20 protein-coding genes and 1 tRNA gene are annotated in these 20,229 nt (G+C 40.8%); 10 read left to right on the top strand and 11 right to left on the bottom strand.

The features are described 5' to 3' along the window. Positions 1-267: 267 nt before the first annotated feature. Together mnmE and QI031_RS14240 are read right to left on the bottom strand one after the other, a co-directional pair. Entirely contained in the window at positions 268-1,659 is a 1,392-nt protein-coding gene (gene mnmE / locus QI031_RS14245) for a tRNA uridine-5-carboxymethylaminomethyl(34) synthesis GTPase MnmE (protein ID WP_281485771.1), read from the bottom strand. Positions 1,660-1,899: 240 nt separating this feature from the next. Further along, positions 1,900-2,694, bottom strand: a complete 795-nt coding sequence (locus QI031_RS14240; protein WP_343217862.1) for a sulfurtransferase — start codon at positions 2,692-2,694, stop codon at positions 1,900-1,902. A 140-nt stretch (positions 2,695-2,834) separates the two neighbouring features. Here QI031_RS14240 and QI031_RS14235 point away from each other — a divergent pair, with 140 nt between their 5' ends. From QI031_RS14235 to QI031_RS14220, 4 genes are all read left to right on the top strand, one after another. Beyond that, complete coding sequence (locus tag QI031_RS14235) at positions 2,835-3,518, top strand: LuxR C-terminal-related transcriptional regulator (protein ID WP_281486027.1); 684 nt, start codon at positions 2,835-2,837, stop codon at positions 3,516-3,518. 252 nt (positions 3,519-3,770) lie between these two features. Next, the gene (gene recA / locus QI031_RS14230; protein WP_281485769.1) at positions 3,771-4,850 is read left to right on the top strand and encodes a recombinase RecA; all 1,080 of its coding nucleotides are present in this window, start codon (positions 3,771-3,773) and stop codon (positions 4,848-4,850) included. A 208-nt stretch (positions 4,851-5,058) separates the two neighbouring features. After that, positions 5,059-5,130: transfer RNA gene (locus tag QI031_RS14225), tRNA-Thr, on the top strand. A 401-nt stretch (positions 5,131-5,531) separates the two neighbouring features. Then, positions 5,532-6,092, top strand: a complete 561-nt coding sequence (locus QI031_RS14220; protein WP_343217871.1) for a BrxA family protein — start codon at positions 5,532-5,534, stop codon at positions 6,090-6,092. Between the two features lie 55 nt (positions 6,093-6,147). Here QI031_RS14220 and QI031_RS14215 read toward each other — a convergent pair whose 3' ends face one another. Then, complete coding sequence (locus QI031_RS14215; protein WP_281485768.1) at positions 6,148-7,032, bottom strand: carbohydrate ABC transporter permease; 885 nt, start codon at positions 7,030-7,032, stop codon at positions 6,148-6,150. Between the two features lie 24 nt (positions 7,033-7,056). On the opposite strand from QI031_RS14215, the gene purN reads away from it, so the two are divergent. Then, complete coding sequence (gene purN / locus QI031_RS14210) at positions 7,057-7,698, top strand: phosphoribosylglycinamide formyltransferase (RefSeq protein WP_281485767.1); 642 nt, start codon at positions 7,057-7,059, stop codon at positions 7,696-7,698. Positions 7,699-7,726: 28 nt separating this feature from the next. Here the strand turns inward: purN and QI031_RS14205 are convergent, their stop codons facing one another. From QI031_RS14205 to QI031_RS14175, 7 genes are all read right to left on the bottom strand, one after another. Then, complete coding sequence (locus tag QI031_RS14205; RefSeq protein ID WP_281485766.1) at positions 7,727-8,299, bottom strand: DUF3727 domain-containing protein; 573 nt, start codon at positions 8,297-8,299, stop codon at positions 7,727-7,729. A 141-nt stretch (positions 8,300-8,440) separates the two neighbouring features. After that, the gene (gene ruvX, locus QI031_RS14200) at positions 8,441-8,917 is read right to left on the bottom strand and encodes a Holliday junction resolvase RuvX (protein ID WP_281485765.1); all 477 of its coding nucleotides are present in this window, start codon (positions 8,915-8,917) and stop codon (positions 8,441-8,443) included. A gap of 1 nt (position 8,918) precedes the next feature. Next, positions 8,919-10,175 (bottom strand): GNAT family N-acetyltransferase, encoded by a 1,257-nt coding sequence (locus tag QI031_RS14195; RefSeq protein WP_281485764.1) that lies wholly within the window; start codon positions 10,173-10,175, stop codon positions 8,919-8,921. Between the two features lie 203 nt (positions 10,176-10,378). Then, positions 10,379-10,579, bottom strand: coding sequence for a hypothetical protein (locus QI031_RS14190; protein ID WP_281486025.1), 201 nt, complete (start codon positions 10,577-10,579; stop codon positions 10,379-10,381). A gap of 271 nt (positions 10,580-10,850) precedes the next feature. Continuing rightward, positions 10,851-12,686: a signal peptide peptidase SppA gene (gene sppA, locus QI031_RS14185; RefSeq protein ID WP_281485763.1), complete on the bottom strand. Its 1,836-nt coding sequence runs from the start codon at positions 12,684-12,686 to the stop codon at positions 10,851-10,853. A gap of 261 nt (positions 12,687-12,947) precedes the next feature. Next, positions 12,948-14,000: a type 2 isopentenyl-diphosphate Delta-isomerase gene (fni, locus tag QI031_RS14180; protein ID WP_281486024.1), complete on the bottom strand. Its 1,053-nt coding sequence runs from the start codon at positions 13,998-14,000 to the stop codon at positions 12,948-12,950. A 111-nt stretch (positions 14,001-14,111) separates the two neighbouring features. Beyond that, a complete protein-coding gene (locus QI031_RS14175; protein WP_281485762.1) occupies positions 14,112-14,975 on the bottom strand; it encodes an S-layer homology domain-containing protein in 864 nt (287 codons plus the stop codon). A 367-nt stretch (positions 14,976-15,342) separates the two neighbouring features. Between QI031_RS14175 and QI031_RS14170 the strand changes: the two genes are divergently transcribed. Beyond that, positions 15,343-16,287: a DUF2382 domain-containing protein gene (locus QI031_RS14170; RefSeq protein WP_281485761.1), complete on the top strand. Its 945-nt coding sequence runs from the start codon at positions 15,343-15,345 to the stop codon at positions 16,285-16,287. 372 nt (positions 16,288-16,659) lie between these two features. On the opposite strand, the gene pirA is transcribed toward QI031_RS14170, so the two are convergent. Continuing rightward, the gene (gene pirA / locus QI031_RS14165; RefSeq protein ID WP_281485760.1) at positions 16,660-16,815 is read right to left on the bottom strand and encodes an arginine synthesis PII-interacting regulator PirA; all 156 of its coding nucleotides are present in this window, start codon (positions 16,813-16,815) and stop codon (positions 16,660-16,662) included. Between the two features lie 111 nt (positions 16,816-16,926). On the opposite strand from pirA, the gene QI031_RS14160 reads away from it, so the two are divergent. From QI031_RS14160 to QI031_RS14145, 4 genes are all read left to right on the top strand, one after another. Continuing rightward, complete coding sequence (locus QI031_RS14160; RefSeq protein ID WP_281485759.1) at positions 16,927-17,736, top strand: SAM hydrolase/SAM-dependent halogenase family protein; 810 nt, start codon at positions 16,927-16,929, stop codon at positions 17,734-17,736. A gap of 177 nt (positions 17,737-17,913) precedes the next feature. After that, the gene (locus QI031_RS14155; protein WP_281485758.1) at positions 17,914-18,561 is read left to right on the top strand and encodes a DUF2301 domain-containing membrane protein; all 648 of its coding nucleotides are present in this window, start codon (positions 17,914-17,916) and stop codon (positions 18,559-18,561) included. After that, a complete protein-coding gene (locus QI031_RS14150; protein WP_281485757.1) occupies positions 18,561-19,250 on the top strand; it encodes a YdcF family protein in 690 nt (229 codons plus the stop codon). The genes QI031_RS14155 and QI031_RS14150 overlap by 1 nt, the downstream gene beginning before the upstream one ends. Positions 19,251-19,437: 187 nt before the next feature. Then, positions 19,438-20,121, top strand: a complete 684-nt coding sequence (locus QI031_RS14145) for a Uma2 family endonuclease (RefSeq protein ID WP_281485756.1) — start codon at positions 19,438-19,440, stop codon at positions 20,119-20,121. The last annotated feature ends 108 nt before the right edge of the window (positions 20,122-20,229 follow it).

Genomic DNA, 20,229 nt, shown 5'->3' with positions numbered 1-20,229 from the left:
TAGGATACGATCTAAAAATGCCTACAGGTTTTCAACAAATCTTTTTCTGCTGTTTTGGCAATCTTCATACTACCACTCTAACTAGCATTTTAATTCATTTGCTACTCAAAATATAAAACTCATATTTAATTTTGACGAAGCTAGGTACATTATTATTTTTTCTTCTCTATTCCCTACCTCTACGAGTGTTCACCAAATCAAACCAGATTACTTTGTGAACACTTAATTTTGAAACATTTAGCTAAAAGACAATCTGCAAAATCTGATTTATTTACCAATACAGAATTTACTGAAAATTCTATCTAAGACTGATTCTGTAACTTCCTCTCCAGTAATCTCGCCTAATGCATGAATTGCCCCTCGTAAATCAATTGTCCAGAAATCAAGAGGCAATTTTTCCGCAATTGTTGTTTTTACTTGTTCTAAGGATATTTTGGCTTGAATTAAGGCTGAAGCTTGCCTTTGATTAATCGCTAAATCTATGTCAACAGCTTGAATTTTTTCAGTTTTAATTATTTCTAAAATTGCTATTTCTAAGGTATCAATACCTTGGTTTTGTGCCGCTATTGTGGTGACAATTTGATTTATTTTATCGGGATATTTCCAAGACGCGATGAATCGCGTCTCTACAAGGTCTATTTTATTGATGACTAAAATTAAAGGACGATGCTTTACTTGGGCGTAAATTTCTTGATCGCCTTTTGTCCAACCTGCTGAAGCATCGATGGTAAGCAAGACTAAATCAGCGGCATTGGCAGCACGACGCGATCGCTCTACGCCAATTTTTTCTACTTGGTCTACTGTTTCTCTAATCCCTGCTGTATCTAGCACTTGCACAGGAATCCCCCCGACAATTAACTGAGATTCCACAACATCGCGGGTTGTACCAGGTAAATCGGTAACAATAGCGCGATCGCTTTGGCTCCAAGCATTCAACAAACTCGATTTCCCAACATTCGGACGACCAACGATCGCCACTTTCAAACCTGTGCGTAGCAGTTCACCTTTGTCTTTCGTGGCTAATAATTTACTGATTTCTGCGGCAATGTTTTTGATTTCTGATATGATAGCTTTATCATCCAGAGGGGGTAAGTCTTCCTCAAAATCAATTCTGGCTTCAATCTCTGCCAAAATATTTAGACAATTGGCGCGTAACTGGCGAATCGGCTGAGCTAACTTACCCTGTAAACCCACTAAAGCAATTTGTGCAGCTTGAGGCGATCGCGCTCCGACTAAATCAGCAATACTTTCAGCTTGAGTTAAATCCACCCGCCCATTCAAAAACGCTCGCAGAGTAAATTCTCCTGGTTGGGCTAGTCTGGCTCCATTTTCCAAACACAGTTGCAGTACTTGTTGTACTGCGATAATTCCACCATGACAATGCAATTCCACTACATCTTCACGAGTGTAAGAACGAGGGGCTTTCATAATCAACAACAGCGCTTCATCTATTAGCTGTTGCGTCTGAGGATGACGGATATAACCATAGAGAATCCGGTGAGTTTCCCAAACTTGCCGTCCTGGTGCATGAAAAAGAGTTGCGGCGATCGCGATCGCTTGGGAACCAGAGACTCGGACAATGCCTACACTACCCTGTTGCGGGACAACAGCAGTAGCGATCGCAGCAATGGTTCCAGTACTAGCTAAGAGTTGCGACATGAACACCCTTTTTGGCAAGACATTGCATATATATAGTAATTCGGTTTGATCTCGCTTTGCGAGAAAGGTAAAGGGCAGGAGGCAGAAGGTTGATTTGTTGGTTGAGTAGCCCTATCTTTCTCGAATTTGGTTTAAGACCCCCCTCAAACTTTGTTTGGCAGTCTTCGATTGCAGGGGGATTCTGACCCACCAGCAATCGATCTTTCTGCCTTCTGTCTTCTTCAATATGGGTGGAGTTTCTTATTTTTCAATCGGCAGATTAGCAAGCCGACTCCACTCATTCCAAGATCCATCATAATTCTGCACATGGGGATACCCCAGTAAATACTTTAAGACAAACCAAGTATGTCCAGAGCGTCCACCAATAGCACAGTAGGTAATCACCTGATGTTCAGGAGTAATATTCTTATCGCCATAAAGTGCTTGTAAGTCTTCCATTGACTTAAAAGTTCCATCATCGTTCAAAGCTAATCCATAAAAAACAGATACTGCACTAGGGATGTGTCCTGCTCGTTCAGTTGCTTTGGGTGGCTCATTCATAAACCACTCGCCATTGTATTCTTGAGGTGTACGCACATCAACTAACACGCAATCTGTTTTACCAATTGACTCCTGCACTTGCTGATGGAAGATTCGCAAATTTGCATCAAGAGCAGATACCTGATAACTGGTTGGTGATATGACTGGTGCTTCTGATGTCAGCGGCAAACCTTCCATAAGCCATTTTCGACGACCACCGTTAAGCACCCGCACATTGCCATGACCAAAGACTTTAAAAAGCCAAAATAACCATGCCCCAGTTGCAGGTAAATCGCCATAATCGCCATAAGTAATCACTGTTGTATCTTTGCTAACACCAGAACGTGCTAACAGTTTTTCCCAGGCAGTGGTATCAAAATTGATGCGGTAATCGGGAAGTAACAAATCACTCAATATGTTCCAGAAAACTGCATTGGGAATATGTGCGTTATTGTAAGCTTCGGGACTGATGTCTGCTTCGATGATGCGAACTTTAGGATCGTTGAGATGGTTCATAACCCACTGGCAATTAACAAGTGCTTCAAGATGGGCATACTTGAACATATTTTTATAATTTTGATAGAGGTATTGAGGTAATATATGGTTGATTTATCGGCTAATCTAGTCCTCGAAAGAGTATACTTGGCAACAAGATGATAACCAATTCTTTGCAGTCCATATTTCAAGCGATCGCCCAAACGCAAAATGAACAAGATTTGCGATCGCAGATTATGGATAGCATCGGTAATTATTTTGCTGCTAATCGTTGGGGAATTTTTTTCTGGGATCAGCTTCCTCTTGCTAACAGCAGTTTCCAGAGTCTATTGGAAGTGGGGTTATCTGTAGAGCATAATCCAGTAGTGCGCTATCTAGTTGAGCATCATGCTCCTGTTCACGAAGCTTTAGTATTAACACCAAAGGCATGGAAGTTGATTTGTCCTCGTCTTGATCATTGGCATGTGATGGCTGGGCCAATTGTCAGCAATGGTTGCCTTGTCGGTGTTGTTGGCTTTACCCGCATTCGAGGTACTGCTGCCTTTGATACACAAAATCTTGCTGATCTGAGTGGATTATGTTTACATTTATCCACTTGGCTGGCAACAGTGCGATCGCGTGCATATTTAGAAGATAACTTATCTCAGCATCGGCTAACCTCCCGTGAGCTACAAATTGCCGAACTAGTAGCACAAGGTCTTACGAATGCTGAAATCGGTTCTACTCTTTGGATTCAAGAAAATTCTGTCAAACAAGCCTTAAAACGGATGTTTCGTAAATTAGAAGTTTCATCTCGCGCCGCAATGGTAGCTCGGCTTTTCTCTGCTCAAAATAAAGCAATCTAAAATAGATACACTGCTTTTGGGATAATTCTTTACTTTCTTGCCCAAAACAAGCTATCTCTAAATTCAAGTTGGTATCATAGTGCAGGATTACTCCAATCAGGTAGCGTTCAGGTTAGGATCTTGTCACACTTCCTTTTTAATTTGAGAAGTCCTATTCTAGAATTTTCTGGCTAAAATAGTATATCTGTTCTACTCAAACTTCCAAAGCAACACTCCTTAATCCATATATTTTTAGAGGCATTAGAGGCAGGAATGGCTATCAACACCGATACTTCTGGCAAGCAAAAAGCGTTAAATATAGTACTCAACCAAATTGAACGCAGCTTCGGCAAAGGAGCAATCATGCGCCTAGGCGATGCTACCCGGATGCGGGTGGAGACGATCTCTACTGGGGCGCTGACGTTGGATTTGGCATTGGGTGGCGGTTTACCCAAAGGAAGGGTGATTGAGATTTATGGGCCTGAAAGTTCCGGGAAAACTACAGTAGCACTACACGCCCTCGCTGAAGTGCAAAAAAATGGCGGGATTGCTGCTTTTGTTGATGCTGAACATGCCCTTGACCCTACTTACGCTGCGGCTTTAGGTGTAGACATTGAAAATTTACTAGTTTCTCAACCTGACACCGGCGAATCAGCATTAGAAATTGTCGATCAGTTAGTTCGTTCCGCCGCTGTTGACATTGTCGTGATTGACTCCGTAGCAGCGCTGGTTCCCCGTGCCGAAATTGAAGGCGATATGGGTGATACTCATGTTGGTCTGCAAGCGCGATTAATGAGTCAAGCTTTACGAAAAATTACTGGTAATATAGGTAAATCTGGTTGTACAGTAATTTTTATTAACCAGTTGCGGCAAAAAATTGGTGTTACCTACGGTAGCCCAGAAACTACAACTGGTGGTAACGCATTGAAGTTTTATGCTTCAGTGCGCTTAGATATTCGCCGGATTCAAACCTTGAAAAAAGGCACAGATGAATTTGGTAATCGTGTCAAAGTCAAAGTTGCCAAAAATAAAGTAGCGCCGCCTTTTAGAATTGCAGAATTTGACATTATTTTTGGTAAAGGGGTTTCTACTTTAGGTTGTCTAGTTGACTTAGCAGAAGAAACTAGCGTGATTGTTCGCAAAGGAGCTTGGTACAGCTATAACGGTGATAATATCTCTCAAGGACGAGATAATGCTATCAAGTACCTGGAAGAAAAACCTGAGTTTGCTGAACAAATTAAGGAACTAGTGCGTCAAAAGCTAGATATGGGGGCTGTAGTTTCTGCTAACTCCGTAGCAAAATCTAATGAAGAAGAAGACGACGACGAAGATAACTTAGAGGAAGAAGAATAATACTTGGATGTAATTTGGTAGTATTTTAATTACTGCCGTTAGTCAAAAAGATTACTTCATATACAGAGGTAATCTTTTTGAGTTTTGAACTTGCAAGTTTTTTATTTTGAATTTAGAATTATCGAGGAAATATTGCAAAGAGTAGACAAATAGCTAGTCTGTGATATAATTATAAACTGGTTAGTATTTAGAAATTAATAACCAAAGCGCCAGCATAGCACAGTGGTAGTGCATCCGACTTGTAATCGGAAGGTCGTCGGTTCAAATCCGACTGCTGGCTTGAACACTAAATCAATACTTTTCTGTTGTCGTTTGCCAAATTATTTGTCCGCATTGACAGATTAATGTCCGCATTGCCAAATTTGTTGATTGTTTCCAAAAAATAATGAGCTTAAATATTATTATAGGCTCCATGAGTTTTAAACCGACGACCTTCCGATCTTTCAACCCACCTCAATATAAAACTGTTATAAAAACCTACAGATGCCTAGTTCTGAGTAAGGATTTTTGAAATAAAATTTCAACCTACCATTATCTTTATCCCTCTTTTGTTACTACGAGGAGAGAAAAATATTATTCCTAGCCTGAGTCTCAGATATCATCACAAATGTAGGCGATCGCATCCCGGCTTGATCATTTACATCCTTTTGTTGAGAAAAGACGTAAAAATAGGCGTTTCAGATTATTCTCTGCCGAAGGCAACAAAAGAGGGATAACAATGCTTTTGTTCTGACTGAAACTGTGAAAGTTGCTGAACTGATGCACTGGGGTTTAACCCAGAAAGATATTCGGCAACGGGTATTAGTCGAAGATTTGTTTCAACTGCGCTCTCAAGTATCTCGTGAGCGTGCGCTGCAAACTATACTCAAGCGTCTTCATCAAGTGCCAGAAGCGTACATTAAATTAATCGCAACTGGCAATCCTGATACTCGCCGGCTCACTATACTGTTTCTGATTCTGCGAGAACATCGCTTACTGCGCGAACTCATTGCCGAAGTTCTGCTCGACAAATTAAAAGGTTTTGATTATATGGTAACACTGGCTGATTTACGAACTTTCTTTGAAGGAAAGCGAGACCAAAATTCAACTGTCGCTGCATGGTCTGACTCTACATATAAAAAGGCTGCTAGTAATACTTTACTGGTATTGGTAAATGCGGGTTTGTTGCAGCCAACTTCACCACGAGGAAATTATCAAATTCGTGCTGTTCCAGTATCATCCCCCCTTCGCCTTATGGAATGAAACAGCCCTGCCCTGCCCCCCCTGCCTCCCCTGCTCCCCTGCCTCCCTGCTGCCCCTACTCCTCGCCCCAAGTGCGTAACTGGAAGTACACTAATACTAAAGTAAATGCTAATAGCACTGTAGCTGCTGCTGCTGCATAACCGAAGTCAAATTGAGCAAAAGCTTCTTGATAAATGTAGTAAACCAGCAAATTAGTAGAATTTAGTGGGCCGCCACCTGTAATTACGTAAACTTGCTCAAAACTCCGTAAGGTGAAAATAGCTGTTGTAACTGTGGCAAATATTAAAGTAGGTTGCAATCCCGGTAAGGTAACATGCCAAAATTGCTGCCAAGCATTCGCTCCATCCAGTTCTGCTGCTTCATAACGACTGGCAGGAATTGCTTGCAACCCGGCTAAAAATACTACCATATTAAAACCTAGTTGTTTCCAAATACTCAATATAATTAGTACTGGCATTGCCCAAAATGTATCTCCTAGCCAAAAAATCGGTGTAATGCCAAATACATCTAAAAGTGCGTTTACAGGGCCAGTGTTTTGGAATAGCCAGCGAAATCCTAAACCAGCCGCGACTAAAGATATGATTGAAGGCAAAAAATAGGCACTTCGTAAGATTCCCCGCAAAGCTAGGGAACGGTCTAATAGTACTGCTAATCCGAGAGAAATGGCTAAACTGGGAATAACAGTAGCAACAGTAAAATAAGCGGTGTTACCTAGAACTTGCCAGAAATCAGGAGTCAGTAACAAGCGCCAGTAATTTTTTAAGCCTATCCAATAAATTCCGCTTGAGGTGAAACTGCCAGCAGTGAAACTGAGGTAAAACAAATAGGCAATTGGCCAAATCACAAAGATGCCGAGCAAAATTAGTGCCGGTGTCAGAAAAGTCCAAGCGGCAAATGTATCGTTATCTAGCCACGACTTAGTATATATTTTCTTTTGCATCTATAATTTTTTCTCCTGGCTGTTATGACTCTTTGCCCTGATTCTACCTTTAGCTTAGTTTCTCCCAGCCTTAATAATTATCCATATTCTCAAGAAAATCCTTTAAAACTGGGGATTATGGCTTCTGGTAATGGCAGCAATTTTGAAGCAGTTGCTCAAGCGATCGCTAAAGGGCAAATTAACGCCCAAATTCAAGTTTTAATTTATAATAACCCTTCAGCTCAAGCACCCATCCGGGCAGCCAACAGAGGCGTAGAAGCGGTTTTGTTAAATCACCGCGACTACAACAGCCGTGAAGCTTTTGATGAAAAAATTGTCCACACTCTCAGGCAATATGATGTTGAATTGGTGATTATGGCAGGCTGGATGCGATTAGTGACACCAGTATTAATTGATGCCTTTCCTGACAAAATCATTAATATTCATCCTAGTTTGTTGCCTAGTTTTAAGGGAGTTAATGCTGTAGAACAAGCTTTGGCTGCTGGAGTCAAAATTACTGGCTGTACAGTCCATTTAGTTTGTTTAGAAGTGGACAGCGGGTCAATATTGATCCAAGCAGCGGTTCCTGTGTTGCCAAATGACACACCAGAAACACTGCACGCGAGGATTCAACTTCAAGAACACCAAATTTTACCACAGGCGATCGCACTGGCAGCACAAAGGTAATTTGGTTTTTTTTGGAAGATTCCTAAACTTATTCAACCTCGTTGAAAAGATGTTCTTCTAACAGTGGTTGTACTTTACGAAACTCTTCTGGAGAAAGTAATTCTGGTTGACCTGTTTCTGACATTCGGGCAAAAAATAGCAGGGGATCAAGGGGCGTATAAATAGCGTACTCTTGATCTTCATAATAAAAGTTAGCAAGTAGCTGTAACTGCTCTGGCTCTAATTCTGTTTCTTCGTCTTCAATTTCTAAGGTAAACAGTTCTGACTCTTCTACTGGAGGTAAATCTCCCGCTACAGTCAAAGCGTAGGCACTATTTTTGACAATTAAATTTTGCTCTGCTAAGACAGCTTGGGCAGTGGCAAAAATTTGGTTAATAATAGCATCATCGTCTACTAGAACTGCTTCTTCTTCTTCCTCTTCACCTTGCCAAGCGAAAATTTCTATAGGTGAATCTACAGGAAGCAGTAAAACATATTCTTGTTCATCTACGGTGAGTGAGTGTTCAATATAACAATCAAGCGATCGCCCTGTGTCATCGGTCAGAGTGATAGAACCTGCATGAGCGCGATCATTTTCTTCAGGAAATGGAGAGGAAAACATAACCGATGTGTGAGACTTTATAAATACCAGTAACTGTAAAAATTACTTTGCTGTTTAATGACATAATAGAACGTCAAAAAATAGCTTCAGAAAGAAATACAACTACTGGGTAATAGATTTCAGAATATCACGTTAAAAGTATTAATACTCTATAGCTGCCAATGAACCGCAGGATTTGGCTCGTTTTGTATCTAGCCATTGTTGCAAAATTAAAGCAGCTGCCTTGCGGTCAATCAAGCCTTTATGGCGTGATGGCGAACGATTTTCCGCGATGAGCATTTGCTCGGCTTGAAATGAGGTTAATCGCTCATCTACATATTCTATTGGTAATTGCAGAGCCGTAGCGAGTCTTTTAGCAAATTTCTGTACTTTACGGGCTTGAGAACCCAAAGAACCATCCATTGAATAAGGTAAGCCGATTACCAGGATTTCTACCTGACGCTCGTTAACTATCTGGCGTATTTGCTCAACATCTCGGTTAAAAAATGTGCGCTCAACTGTAGTAATACCAGTAGCTATCAAGCCAGTGCGATCGCATCCAGCTACACCAATCCGCTTACTACCAACATCTAGCCCTAACGCTAAAATCAACGGCTTTGGCTGCTCTGGCGCTATCAAATTAGTTCTCCTGATTAAGATCTGTGGGTTTAGGCTGGCAAGATGCTTCCTGGCTACAGTTATTACACGTAAAGTTAATCGGTTCAGACTTGCTTGGCACTACTTTCTCTGGCGCTGGCTGTTGTCCTGGTTGTATCCATGACATACCACCCGGTATTGGTTTACGAGCTGGTTGTAGACCTTGCAGCACTCCAGTCCACTGAATCCCTTCTAAAGAAACAAATTTAGACTCTCTAAGCTTGTGCCAAACAGAGCGAGACATCACTAGAGTATGTTCAATGCGTTTTGCTCCAATTCGCTCTAAATACTCTTCTCTTTCTGCTTGATAGTCTGACGAAGCTAATTGCAGCCCTTGTTGGGGAAAATCTTGAGCAATCCGAGCTAGTTGTGAAAGTAGCTCTGGATACAGCCAAGTATAAGCAGGGTGAACCGTTAAGGTTGCGACGTGAGGAGATTCACCTTTGCGATCAAGTTGCACCTGAAAATAGCCAATTGCAGCCTTGCGTTGGGGTTCAAACACATAGCCACTCACAATTTCTATCTTAGTAATCCATTGCTTGACAGCATCTGTTAAAGCACTGAACAAACTAGTTTTGAAATCGCGGGTATTACGATCAAACACCTGACGCACTAAAGGCGGCATTGATGCTGTATCTAGTTGATAAAGCAATTGAGCATCAGCATTACTTACTGGTAGCAAATTAGGTAAGTCTGGCTCTGGTTGGGCTAATTCAGTTAATAATTCGGGTTCAATTTCCCAATATGTCATTTCTGCTAGACGCTGAAATCCGTTTTGGCGATAAAGTGCCAGCGCCTCTTTGTCATTTACATTTACTTCTAGTAACCAAGTGCGGGCTTCTAAAATCGACTCAAAGCAATGGCGTAAAAGTTGTGAGCCAATTCCTTGTTTATCAACACCACGCTCTAGCATTACCTGATCTACCCGCCAAGTACTGCGTGTACGGTTAAATGGCGACACTTGAATCATTCCTAAAAGCATACGCCCTTGTTCTGCTACATAAGCACAGAAACGATACTGTAATGGATTGGGAAACCAACTTAAAAATTTGAGTAACCCATACCAGCGGTGCAGCCCTTGCATCTGGCGTATGTCGAAGCCAGCCCACTTGGGGGCAGAGTCTGTGAATGACTCTTGAGTTATTCGCTCAATTCCATCCAAGTCCCGGTACTGGACTGGACGGATGACAACGCTGAGATTTCGAGGAAGTAATGAAGTCATGTTGATTCGAGCTGCCATTTAGCCCTAACTAAAATTGAGTCAAAAGAACTCCTGCCATTATATTAACGGCTTTGGACTCCTTGCTATTGCTCCAAAAGGGTGATTTTCTTAACTAAAATACTTAGAAAAACAAAAAAGCAGACCTCATGAGCGCACTATTGATGTTAGCTCAATCATATCTGCTTTTATTTTATTTGAATTTTGGTTAAAGTTTGTAACTTTTACAGTCCCTGCCGAGAAATTACCTTTTCAAAGCTGGCTTGGGTCTGATGGAGTAATTGTTCCCGGCTATCTTCAAGTATCGGCTTTAGGGTTGGAACCAGATTGCGAGCTTGCAGAGTCATGTGAAGTTGTAGATGTGCAACGTATTCGCTGAAATCTTCATTTGGTGCAGATGCGCTCGTTAAGAAATTAGATTCCACTGCCACTGTGTTCTCCTTAAATTAATTCTGTGCTATTTATTCACATCATCAAAACTTATCATGTTGTTTTTGCTTACTTCTTAATTCGCAAAGAAGTTTAACGTTTTTTTAGATACCGCCTAAATATCCACGCTCAATATATCCGTTAGGGGCAGAAAAGGGGCTAGGGGCTAGAGGCTAGGGATTAGTAAAAAAGCAGAGGGGCAGAGGAGATAAAAACAACTGACAACTGACAACTGACCACTGACCACTGACTCCTGACTTCTAAAATCTACTCAATCTTAAAATTGAAGGGTAAGCGAGCGTAAATTCCTTGAGGATCATTCATATTTTGCAGCATTATAATTTCTTGTTGGATTTTCTGAAACTCAGCAGTTAAAGGGTTGGCTAATTTGAGTTGTGTACCTTCAATTCCTAAAGTGGTGCGTATTTCTTCAGTTGCTCGTCCAAAAAAGCGTTCTTCAAAACTGCTTTCTTGGGGATACTCTTGTAATTTCCAATCTTTGCCTAGTTTTGTTTGCTTGGCAGTATAAGCGATCGCGGCATTTAAACCGCCTATTTCATCCACCAAACCGATGTTTTGGGCTGCAACGCCTGACCAAACCCTACCTTGGGCAATTTCTGCTACTTTTTGGGTTGGTATTTTCCGTCCTTGAGCAACTTTATTAAGAAATAAACTGTAAATACGGTTGACGCTACGCTGGTAAAGTGCTATTTCCTGAGGCGATTTCGGACGAGAAACTGTTTGAGTATCAGCATAGCGCGCAGTTTTCACCGTATCCCAAGTAATACCATTATCATTCGCTAACTTTTGACCGTTAAATAAAACTCCGAATACACCAATTGAGCCTGTAATTGTATTTGGTTCGGCAAAGATGCGGTTAGAGTCGCTAGCAATCCAGTAACCGCCAGAAGCAGCCACATCACCCATTGAAACCACAACAGGTTTGACATTGCGAGTTAATCGCACTTCTCGTTGCATCACTTCTGCTGCGGTTGCACTTCCACCAGGGCTGTTAATCCTCAGTACAACAGCTTTGACATCTTTATCTTGTCGCAGTTTGTTAAAGATTTTAGCAAAGCGATCGCCCCCTACTTGTCCATCTTCGCCTTTACCATCAACAATTTCACCTTCAGCATATACCACAGCAATTTTATTTTCCGAGTCGCGTTCTACACTTAAAGACTTATTGGGAACTCTGGCGTAGTCAGTCAGGTCAATTTGGCGAAATGTCTTATCTTCTTGATCGCTAGCTGTAAATTTTTTTAAATCAGTAACTACTTGATCGGTGTAAGCTACTTGATCTACTAAACCATTAGACTTAGCTGCTTGAGCTTCTAAGATAGCTTGATTATCTGCGATCGCTTGCAGCTTTTGGGGAGTAATTTTTCGGCTCGTTCCTACCGTAGTCCGCCACTCTCCCCAAACGTCATCTAATAATTTTTGTGTTTGTTCGCGGTTTTCTGGACTTAGTTTGGTAAGGAGAAATGGTTCTACGGCTCCTTTGAATTTTCCCACCCGCACAACTTGCACACCAATACCATATTTCTCTAAAGCTCCTGTTAAAAATATCGGTTGGCTACTTAAACCATTGACTTCCATCATCCCCAAAGGATTAAGCACAATGGTATCTGCCACCGAACTCAGATAATATTCTTTTTCTGACCAGTCCATACCATAAGCTACAATTTTTTTTCCACTGGCGCGGAACTCTTCTAGAGCTTTACGAATTTCTTTAAGAGAGGCAAAGCCTAAACTATTAGTTGCACTGGTACGTGTAGCATCTAAATAGATACCAACAATACGGGAATCTCGGCGCGCCTTTTCTAAGTTATCTAGAACATTGCGGAGGGTCATCCTTTCTTCTTTAACACCTGAGAAAGTTTGTTGAAAGACCTCGCTAGAACTGGGTTCTCTGTCGGTGATATTCATCGATAGGTCAAAAACAACCATTGACTTATCTTTCACTACTGGGCCGGTATCTTTAAAAGTCGCAGCCGCAAATAACAACAAAAATAGTCCTGTAGTACCAACACCACAAAAAATCATCAGTCCTAGTAAGCTACCTACTAAGCTGGCCAAAGTTTGTTTTAGAAAGTTACGCATTAGTTATTAGTTATCGGTCAGTTGTCAGTTGTCAGTTGTCAGCGATGCACTGAGTTTCGATACTTCGACAGGCTCAGTGCAGCGCTGCGCGGTAATCGAGTTTCGACTACGCTCAACTGCCGCGAAGTCGAGATTCAACTATCGCATAGTCGAAGTGTGGTCAGTGGTCAGTTGTCAGTTGTCAGTAGTATGATTTCTAACACCTCTGCCCTATGCCCTATGTCCCATGCCCCATGCTCCATGCCCTATGCCCCATGCCCATTAATATTGTATTCGTTGTAAACTTCCAGAATTTTTCAAGTTATGCAAATTAGTATTGCCAGTACAAAATAATACAGTGGTAATTTCAGCAATTAATACTTCAACCAAATCATAGAGTGCTGCTTCTGATAAAACCGCTGCTTGCAGGAAAGGCATTGCCAAACCAGCGATATCTGCCCCAAGAGCGATCGCTTTGGCTACATCTAATCCATGACGCAATCCTCCCGAAGCAATCAATGGTATATCTGGAGCTAGCGATCGAATACTTGTAATGCAATCTGCTGTGGGCAAACCCCAATCAGCAAAGGTTTTTCCCAAACGTCGTTGTAAAGCATTTTCCGCGCGTTCGCCTTCTACTTTTGCCCAAGAAGTACCACCCGCACCAGCCACATCAATCGCTGTCACCCCAGCAGCTATTAGTTTCTGTGCCATTGCTGCTGAAATTCCATTGCCCACTTCTTTAGCAATCACTGGTATTGGGAGCTTAAGGCATAACTGAGTAATTTTGTCAAGCAAACCCCGAAAATTAGTATCACCTCTAGGTTGAATAAACTCTTGCAGCGGGTTAATGTGCAGAATTAAGGCGTTAGCTTCTAAAATATCAATAATTTTCAAACATTCATCTAAACCATATTTATAGTTAAGTTGCACAGCTCCCAAATTGGCAAACAAAAGAATATCTGGTGCATATTTGCGGATAGCAAAACTATCAGCGACTTGGGGTTTTTCTATTGCTACTCGTTGGGAACCAACACCCATTGCAATTTTATAATGTTGAGCGATCGCTGCTAAACGTTGGTTAATTGTCTTGGCTTGTTCTGTTCCCCCAGTCATGGAAGAGATTAATAAAGGTGAGCCGAGGTGTTTCCCCAAAAAAGTTGTACTGATATCAATATCGTTGCGGTCTAATTCTGGTAAACAGCAATGGTGAAAGCGATAGTGTTCTAGTCCGTTGGTGGTTTCGTGAAATTGAACATCTTCTTCTAAGCAAATACGGATGTGATCCGCTTTGCGTGATTGGGTTTGGGCTGAGTTGCTGTTAGGGGCGTTCACTGAATGATTATGACTAAAAGCAGTGTCATTACCATTGTGACAGGCTGAGGTACTGATCAAAAAGCGATCGCCTGTTAGAATGGCGATCGCTTTTGTAAGATTATATGGAAATTATCGAGCAGCTTGTTGGCTAATTCCAGGTCGAACAATATAGTTGTAAGCCTTCACATTCTGAGGAAGAGGTTCTATTCTATTTTGAGTGACCAATGCTTGATGAATTAAAGCAGCCGCTGTCGCCCGTTTCAAAGGCTGATTGGGATTTAAAAGCTTGGGATTAGGATAATTAACTACCATATTCCTTTGTGTGGCTATTCCTATATCGTTAACCGCATACTTAGGAATTTCTGGAGAATCTTGATAAGAATTATTAACAAGTGCCACCATAGGTTTCTGTACAGCAGTTGTTTGAGTAGGTGCTTTTGCAGCCTTCGCTTGAGACACTATCAAAGGCTGCATCAAAGAAGTCACCGCTAAAGGAAAATATATAGGTTGTTTTGCTACACGACGAGTTGCTTGTTGATTTTTTGGTGCTAAATTTAGACCCCTTACTAAAGCAACTATTGCCTGTGATTTCGACATTGGCTTATTTGGACGAAATGAATTGTTAGGATAGCTATTCATAAATCCTTGTTGATAAGCTTCTTCAATTGCAGATACAGCCCAGTAGTCACGGGGAACATCTTGATAAGCACTTCCACTTGATATTTGCCGCACTTGCTCTTGATCAAAAGCTTGACGAATCATTGCTGCAAATTCATCACGCTGTACAGCCTGTTCTGGTCGAAAAGTTCCATCTGGATATCCAACAATCATATTTTTTTGGGCTAAACGTTGAATAAATGGTTGTGCCCAGTAGTTAGGTGGAACATCAGGAAATGTAGTTTGTTTTGGAGAAGTTTGAGCAGTCGTACTTACTGCTAACCCTAAAGTTAATAAAGATGCACTTACAACAGATATATGAGATAAAATAGACATTATAAATGTCCTCCTAAATATCGGTAATTTATAACTTATATAAACTTTACAAAAGTTTATATAATATTTTTTAATTATTTCTAAAATATCTTATTTTTTTATCTACCTCTTTCGATGAAAACGCTGTAACCCTTTATAATTGGCTGTTTTTCATAGATAAATAATTTTGCAGCCTACAAAAGCAACTTTTTTTAAGTAAAAACAAAATAATATTTTACAACTACTTAGATTGTTGTTTAAATTTTTATTTCATATATCCCCTAAAGGGATTAAATTTTTATTTCATACAATTCAGCCATGAGAAAGATGGAGTAATACAAAAAAGTTTTAGCATAGGGGGTGTAGAGAATTTAGATAAAAAATAACTATGACTCTTTATAAACTACAAGATTTTGCTGCCAACTATAAAGATACTGACTTTGATAATTACAATATCAGAGATTTTGATGCTTACTCAGACATAAATGATGAAAAAGTTGGCACTGTCAAACATATTTTAGTGGATGATTCAGGTCGCTTTCGCTATTTAGTCATTGACACGGGTTTCTGGATTTTTGGTAAGCAGGTGTTGTTGCCAATTGGGCGTTCCCGAATCAATTACTCTGATAGACGAGTATATGCTACAGGACTGACTAGAGAGCAAGTAGATAACTTACCTGATTTCCACAGCTTGGAACGAATTGATTACGATTACGAGGAGCAATTGCGAGAAGTTTATCGCACTCCTACAAGGGAAACTCCCTTAAATACATCAACACCTTTAGATGTACAAACTCCTGTAGAAAGTTCAGCACCTTTAGATACGCCAAAAGCTTATACTGAGCCGGCAATGAGGGAAACTGCACCCATGCCAAAACCTACTTACGAGCGTGAGAGTTATACTTACGAACAAGAACCAGATTTGTACCAGATGAATGAGCAGAATCATCAAAGTCTCAAATTGTACGAAGAACGGTTAGTTGCCAACAAATCACGCGTTAAAACCGGAGAAGTAGCAGTTGGTAAACATGTTGAAACTGAAAAAGCGCAAGTTTCAGTACCAGTAGAGAAAGAGCGAGTAGTTATTGAACGTACTACTCCCACAGAGGCAGGTAGGACAGTTTCTCCGGGCGATGTTGACTTCCGCGAAGGAGAAGTCGCTCGTATGGAGATTTACGAAGAAACTCCTGATATTCATAAGGAAGCTGTTTTGCGTGAGGAAGTTAGAGTTAAGAAAGTGGTAGAACAAGATACCGTTGAAGCTGAAGAAACCCTTCGTCGTGAAGAGTTAGATATTAATAAAGGCGATGAATCAACCAGAAGAAGACAATAGATAAAAAACCCCACCCACAAGGGCATGGAGTTTTTGGGCATGGGAAAAAACCTACCAATGCTCTATACCCTATCTATGCCCCTTCTTGATATTCCTTTATTAAAATGGCATAGACCATAAAAAAGGTTGTCAACTAATTGACAACCTTTTGTGTTTTATTCATCAACTCCCTTCAAGAGAAGGAACAAATGGATGAACTGCTTGCACTGAGCTTTGTCGAAGTGTTGCCTGTTGCCACACCTTGGATTTAAGTCTACCTTCTTGTGGCGGCAAGTCTTGGCAGGGGCTTAAATCCCCTACCACAGACAGTTCCTGTTCCCCGTTAAAGCCAGGACTAAAGTTCTAACTACAAACGAAGATTAAACTCTCGATTTAGCCGAAATACTTGATTTCTGCTTCTAATTGACGAACTAGCCTTTCGTCACCACTAGCTTTAGCTACTTGTAGCCTATGTTGTAAGCTTCTTTGGATATTTTGTCTATGTGCTTCTTTGGCTTGAGTATTAACTCGCATTCTACTTTGATTCATAATGGTTAACCTCTTAAAAGTTTCTCTTTATGTCTTGTCTTCCTAACATAACATATTTTTTGTAGCTGTTGTTACAGAAAATTGTGGCTTAATATATTTTATTGTCAAGCTATGTCCAATCATCCCAGCAACCAACAAGCAGTCTTGACTGTATTAAGCGATTTTGGCGATCGCGATGTCTATGTAGGCGTAATCAAGGGAGTTATTGCTCAAATTAATCCTCAGTTGACGGTGGTAGACTTAACACACCAGATTCCGCCGCAAAACGTCGCCGCAGCTAGGTTTTGCTTAATGAATGCTTATCCCTATTTTCCGGTGGGAACAGTACATGTGGCAGTGGTAGATCCAGGGGTGGGTAGTCAACGCAGGGCGATCGCAGTAGAATTTGCTCAAGGTTTTTTGGTAGGCCCAGATAATGGCATATTTAGTGGAGTATTAGCTCAAAGTCCAGCAATTACAGCAGTTGAACTCACAAATCCTGATTATTGGCGAACTTCTCAACCCAGCAAAACTTTTCACGGTAGAGATATCTTTGCACCAGCGGCAGCTTATCTTGCTAATGGTGTCTCTATTCAACAGCTAGGACAAGAAATTGATCCAAAAACTTTGGTAAAGCTAGACATAGATATCTGCAAACAGACTGCTACTGGTGTGATGGGTTGTATTCAATATATTGATTATTTTGGCAACTTAGTAAGCAACATTCCAGGGAGTTACGTAGAAGGTAAAAATTGGTGTGTGCAAGCTGCTGGATTGACTATACCGGGGGGTGCAACCTACAGTGATGTCAAAGTTGGTGCAGCCATTGCATTAGTAGGAAGTCACGGCTGGGTAGAAATTGCTATAAATAGCGGTAATGCACACTTACAGTTGCAGATTAACTTACAAAATATTTTATTGTTGAGAAAATCAACAAAGTGATTAATCATGTAGCCTAGAGATAACCCGTCATACCGTTTTACTTTAAAGTTGATACATTTGGGCAAGCAGGAGAGGCAGGGGTAGCAAGAAAAATAATTTGTATCAATGATTTTGTGAAATGGTATCAGTTAGTTCTCGTTGAATGCTACAAGAAAATTAACAGTATTATTTTTTGATATGACTACACAAACACTATCTACACCGGAAGTTTATCAAGGTCAATTTGGGGAGTTTACCATTAATCAAAGCGATCGCAATGGGGTAATTATCTACCGCGTTGGATTAATGATAGCTGCACTAAGTTTTGCGATAGGCAGTGCTTTGGTGTTGTTTAACAATAATGCATCTATCTTGACACCTTTGTATGCTTGCTTTAGTTTAGCTCTGGGTGTGAGTTTATGGACTATTCACATCTACATGGCTCCATTGCACCGACTTTTGCAAATTTTTTGGGCGATCGGTAGCATCACCTCATTAATACTGGCATTATCTAACAGTGAACCTTTAGCTATAACCGTTTACAATCAACCCCTAACCTTATTTGGAGTAGGTTTTACTTTTGTTGCTTTAACAGGTATTTATTTCAAAGAAGCTTTTTGCTTTAATCGTCTAGAAACTAAAGTATTAACCCTCACAGTTCCACTATTATTATTAGGACATTTAATCGGAATTTTACCAACGGCAGGGGAACAGACTTTATTAGGGATTTGGGCAATTTTATTTGTGGTATTTGCTGTGCGTAAAGCTATACAAGCAATTCCTCCAGATATTGGCGATAAATCTGTGTTTGCTTATTTAAAACAACAAAGTTCAGCCAAGGCTTAATGCAAAGAAAAAATTTCCCAGTTAAAAAACTTGCAAAACTTCGGCTAATCAAGCGTCAAGAAATATGGATGTTAACGGCTCAAGGATGGATAACATTTCTTGCAGCCTCCATTTCTTCAATTGTTTTCATCTTTGCTCATTTATACCCATTCCTAGCTGTAACTTCCCCCATCAAAACAGCAGATATATTAGTTGTGGATGGATGGATCTCAGACTATGCTCTAGAACAGGCAGCTATTGAATTTAAAAATAATACTTATCGGCAATTAATTACTATAGGCAGTCCAGTAGATCAAGGTTTTTATTTAGCTGAATATAAAAATTTTGCTGAAATTGCCGCAGCCACCTTTCAGAAACTAGGAGTGCCAAAAGAAAAGATCGTAACTGTTGTGACTCCGCAAGTAATCAAAGATCGGACTCATGCATCGGCTGTGACATTGCGTCAATGGATATTAAATGCAAATTTATCAATAGAATCAATCAATATATTTACATCTGATGCTCATGCTCGTAGAAGCTGGATAATATATAAAAATATATTTGCTCCTCAAATTAAGGTAGGTATAATTGCTGCTGCACCACCAAATTATGATGCAAATAAATGGTGGAGCTCTAGCGAAGGGGTACGAGTAATCATCTCTGAAACTATCGCTTATATTTATGCTCTATTTTTTACTGCAAAAGTCTAAATTTGATCAACAACCTTCTTCAGCTCATCGCACCACCTTCGGTGAGTGTTTGGCTAGAAAACATTTGGATTGTTAGCTGGGATGTTGCTAACATGGGGAAAAATTACAGAAGTCAGCGTCTAGCCGACTTCTAAACGTCGAGTTTTGCGCTAGGACAGCTTATCAATCTCATCTTGAAATGATGCCTATGGTTTTGCCTCAACCTCCTCGTTCTGTACCCGTTCCGGCTTTAGCCAGTGGCGATCGCCTCACTCGTGCTGAGTTTGAGCGCCGTTATCAGGCAACTCCAGAAAAATTCAAAGCCGAACTCATTGAAGGAGTGGTTTACGTGGCATCCCCCGTCAGAGCCTTTCATGGTGTTCCCCATGCTGATTTAGTAACCTGGTTGGGGGTGTATCGGACAGCAACTCCTGGCGTGAGCGCAGCTGACAATACAACCACACGGTTAGATTTAGACAATGAACTTCAACCAGATGCTCTGCTGCGGATTAAAACTGGTGGCACTTCTACCTTGAGTGAAGACGGCTACATTGAGGGAACACCGGAACTGATTGCCGAAATTGCTACTAGTAGCGCTGCCATTGATCTGGGCGATAAAAAAAATGCTTATCGTCGTAATGGGGTGCAGGAGTATCTGGTGTGGCAAACCTTTGAAAATCAGTTCAGTTGGTTTCGGTTGCAGTCTGAGGAATTTGTTTTGATCGAGGCGGATGGGTCAGGCATAATTCGCAGTAGCACCTTTCCAGGACTGTGGCTAGCGGTGACGGCTTTGTTAGAAGGCAGAATGCTTGATGTATTGAATACTCTGCAAATGGGTTTGACTTCACCTGAGCATCAAGCCTTTGTAGAAAAACTTGCTGAGTATCGCTGATGTGGGTTTAACAGTTATCAATTATCAATTTATAAATGCTTTTTCGCCTTCTTCTAACAAATCTTCTTGATTTGGGAATACTCAAATCAGTGGGTGTGAGGATGCAAA

This window comes from Halotia branconii CENA392 (genome assembly GCF_029953635.1).
Classification (GTDB): Bacteria; Cyanobacteriota; Cyanobacteriia; order Cyanobacteriales; family Nostocaceae; genus Halotia; species Halotia branconii.
The sequence above is the reverse complement of the archived record's forward strand: the minus strand, read 5'-3'. Positions and strand labels throughout refer to the sequence as shown.

Coding starts and splice junctions, on each gene's coding strand:
- mnmE (WP_281485771.1), bottom strand. CDS start 1,659: ATGTCGCAACTCTTAGCTAGTACTGGAACCATTGCTGCGATCGCTACT.
- QI031_RS14240 (WP_343217862.1), bottom strand. CDS start 2,694: ATGAACCATCTCAACGATCCTAAAGTTCGCATCATCGAAGCAGACATC.
- recA (WP_281485769.1), top strand. CDS start 3,771: ATGGCTATCAACACCGATACTTCTGGCAAGCAAAAAGCGTTAAATATA.
- QI031_RS14215 (WP_281485768.1), bottom strand. CDS start 7,032: ATGCAAAAGAAAATATATACTAAGTCGTGGCTAGATAACGATACATTT.
- purN (WP_281485767.1), top strand. CDS start 7,057: ATGACTCTTTGCCCTGATTCTACCTTTAGCTTAGTTTCTCCCAGCCTT.
- QI031_RS14205 (WP_281485766.1), bottom strand. CDS start 8,299: ATGTTTTCCTCTCCATTTCCTGAAGAAAATGATCGCGCTCATGCAGGT.
- QI031_RS14195 (WP_281485764.1), bottom strand. CDS start 10,175: ATGGCAGCTCGAATCAACATGACTTCATTACTTCCTCGAAATCTCAGC.
- sppA (WP_281485763.1), bottom strand. CDS start 12,686: ATGCGTAACTTTCTAAAACAAACTTTGGCCAGCTTAGTAGGTAGCTTA.
- QI031_RS14175 (WP_281485762.1), bottom strand. CDS start 14,975: ATGTCTATTTTATCTCATATATCTGTTGTAAGTGCATCTTTATTAACT.
- QI031_RS14170 (WP_281485761.1), top strand. CDS start 15,343: ATGACTCTTTATAAACTACAAGATTTTGCTGCCAACTATAAAGATACT.
- pirA (WP_281485760.1), bottom strand. CDS start 16,815: ATGAATCAAAGTAGAATGCGAGTTAATACTCAAGCCAAAGAAGCACAT.
- QI031_RS14160 (WP_281485759.1), top strand. CDS start 16,927: ATGTCCAATCATCCCAGCAACCAACAAGCAGTCTTGACTGTATTAAGC.
- QI031_RS14155 (WP_281485758.1), top strand. CDS start 17,914: ATGACTACACAAACACTATCTACACCGGAAGTTTATCAAGGTCAATTT.
- QI031_RS14150 (WP_281485757.1), top strand. CDS start 18,561: ATGCAAAGAAAAAATTTCCCAGTTAAAAAACTTGCAAAACTTCGGCTA.
- QI031_RS14145 (WP_281485756.1), top strand. CDS start 19,438: ATGGTTTTGCCTCAACCTCCTCGTTCTGTACCCGTTCCGGCTTTAGCC.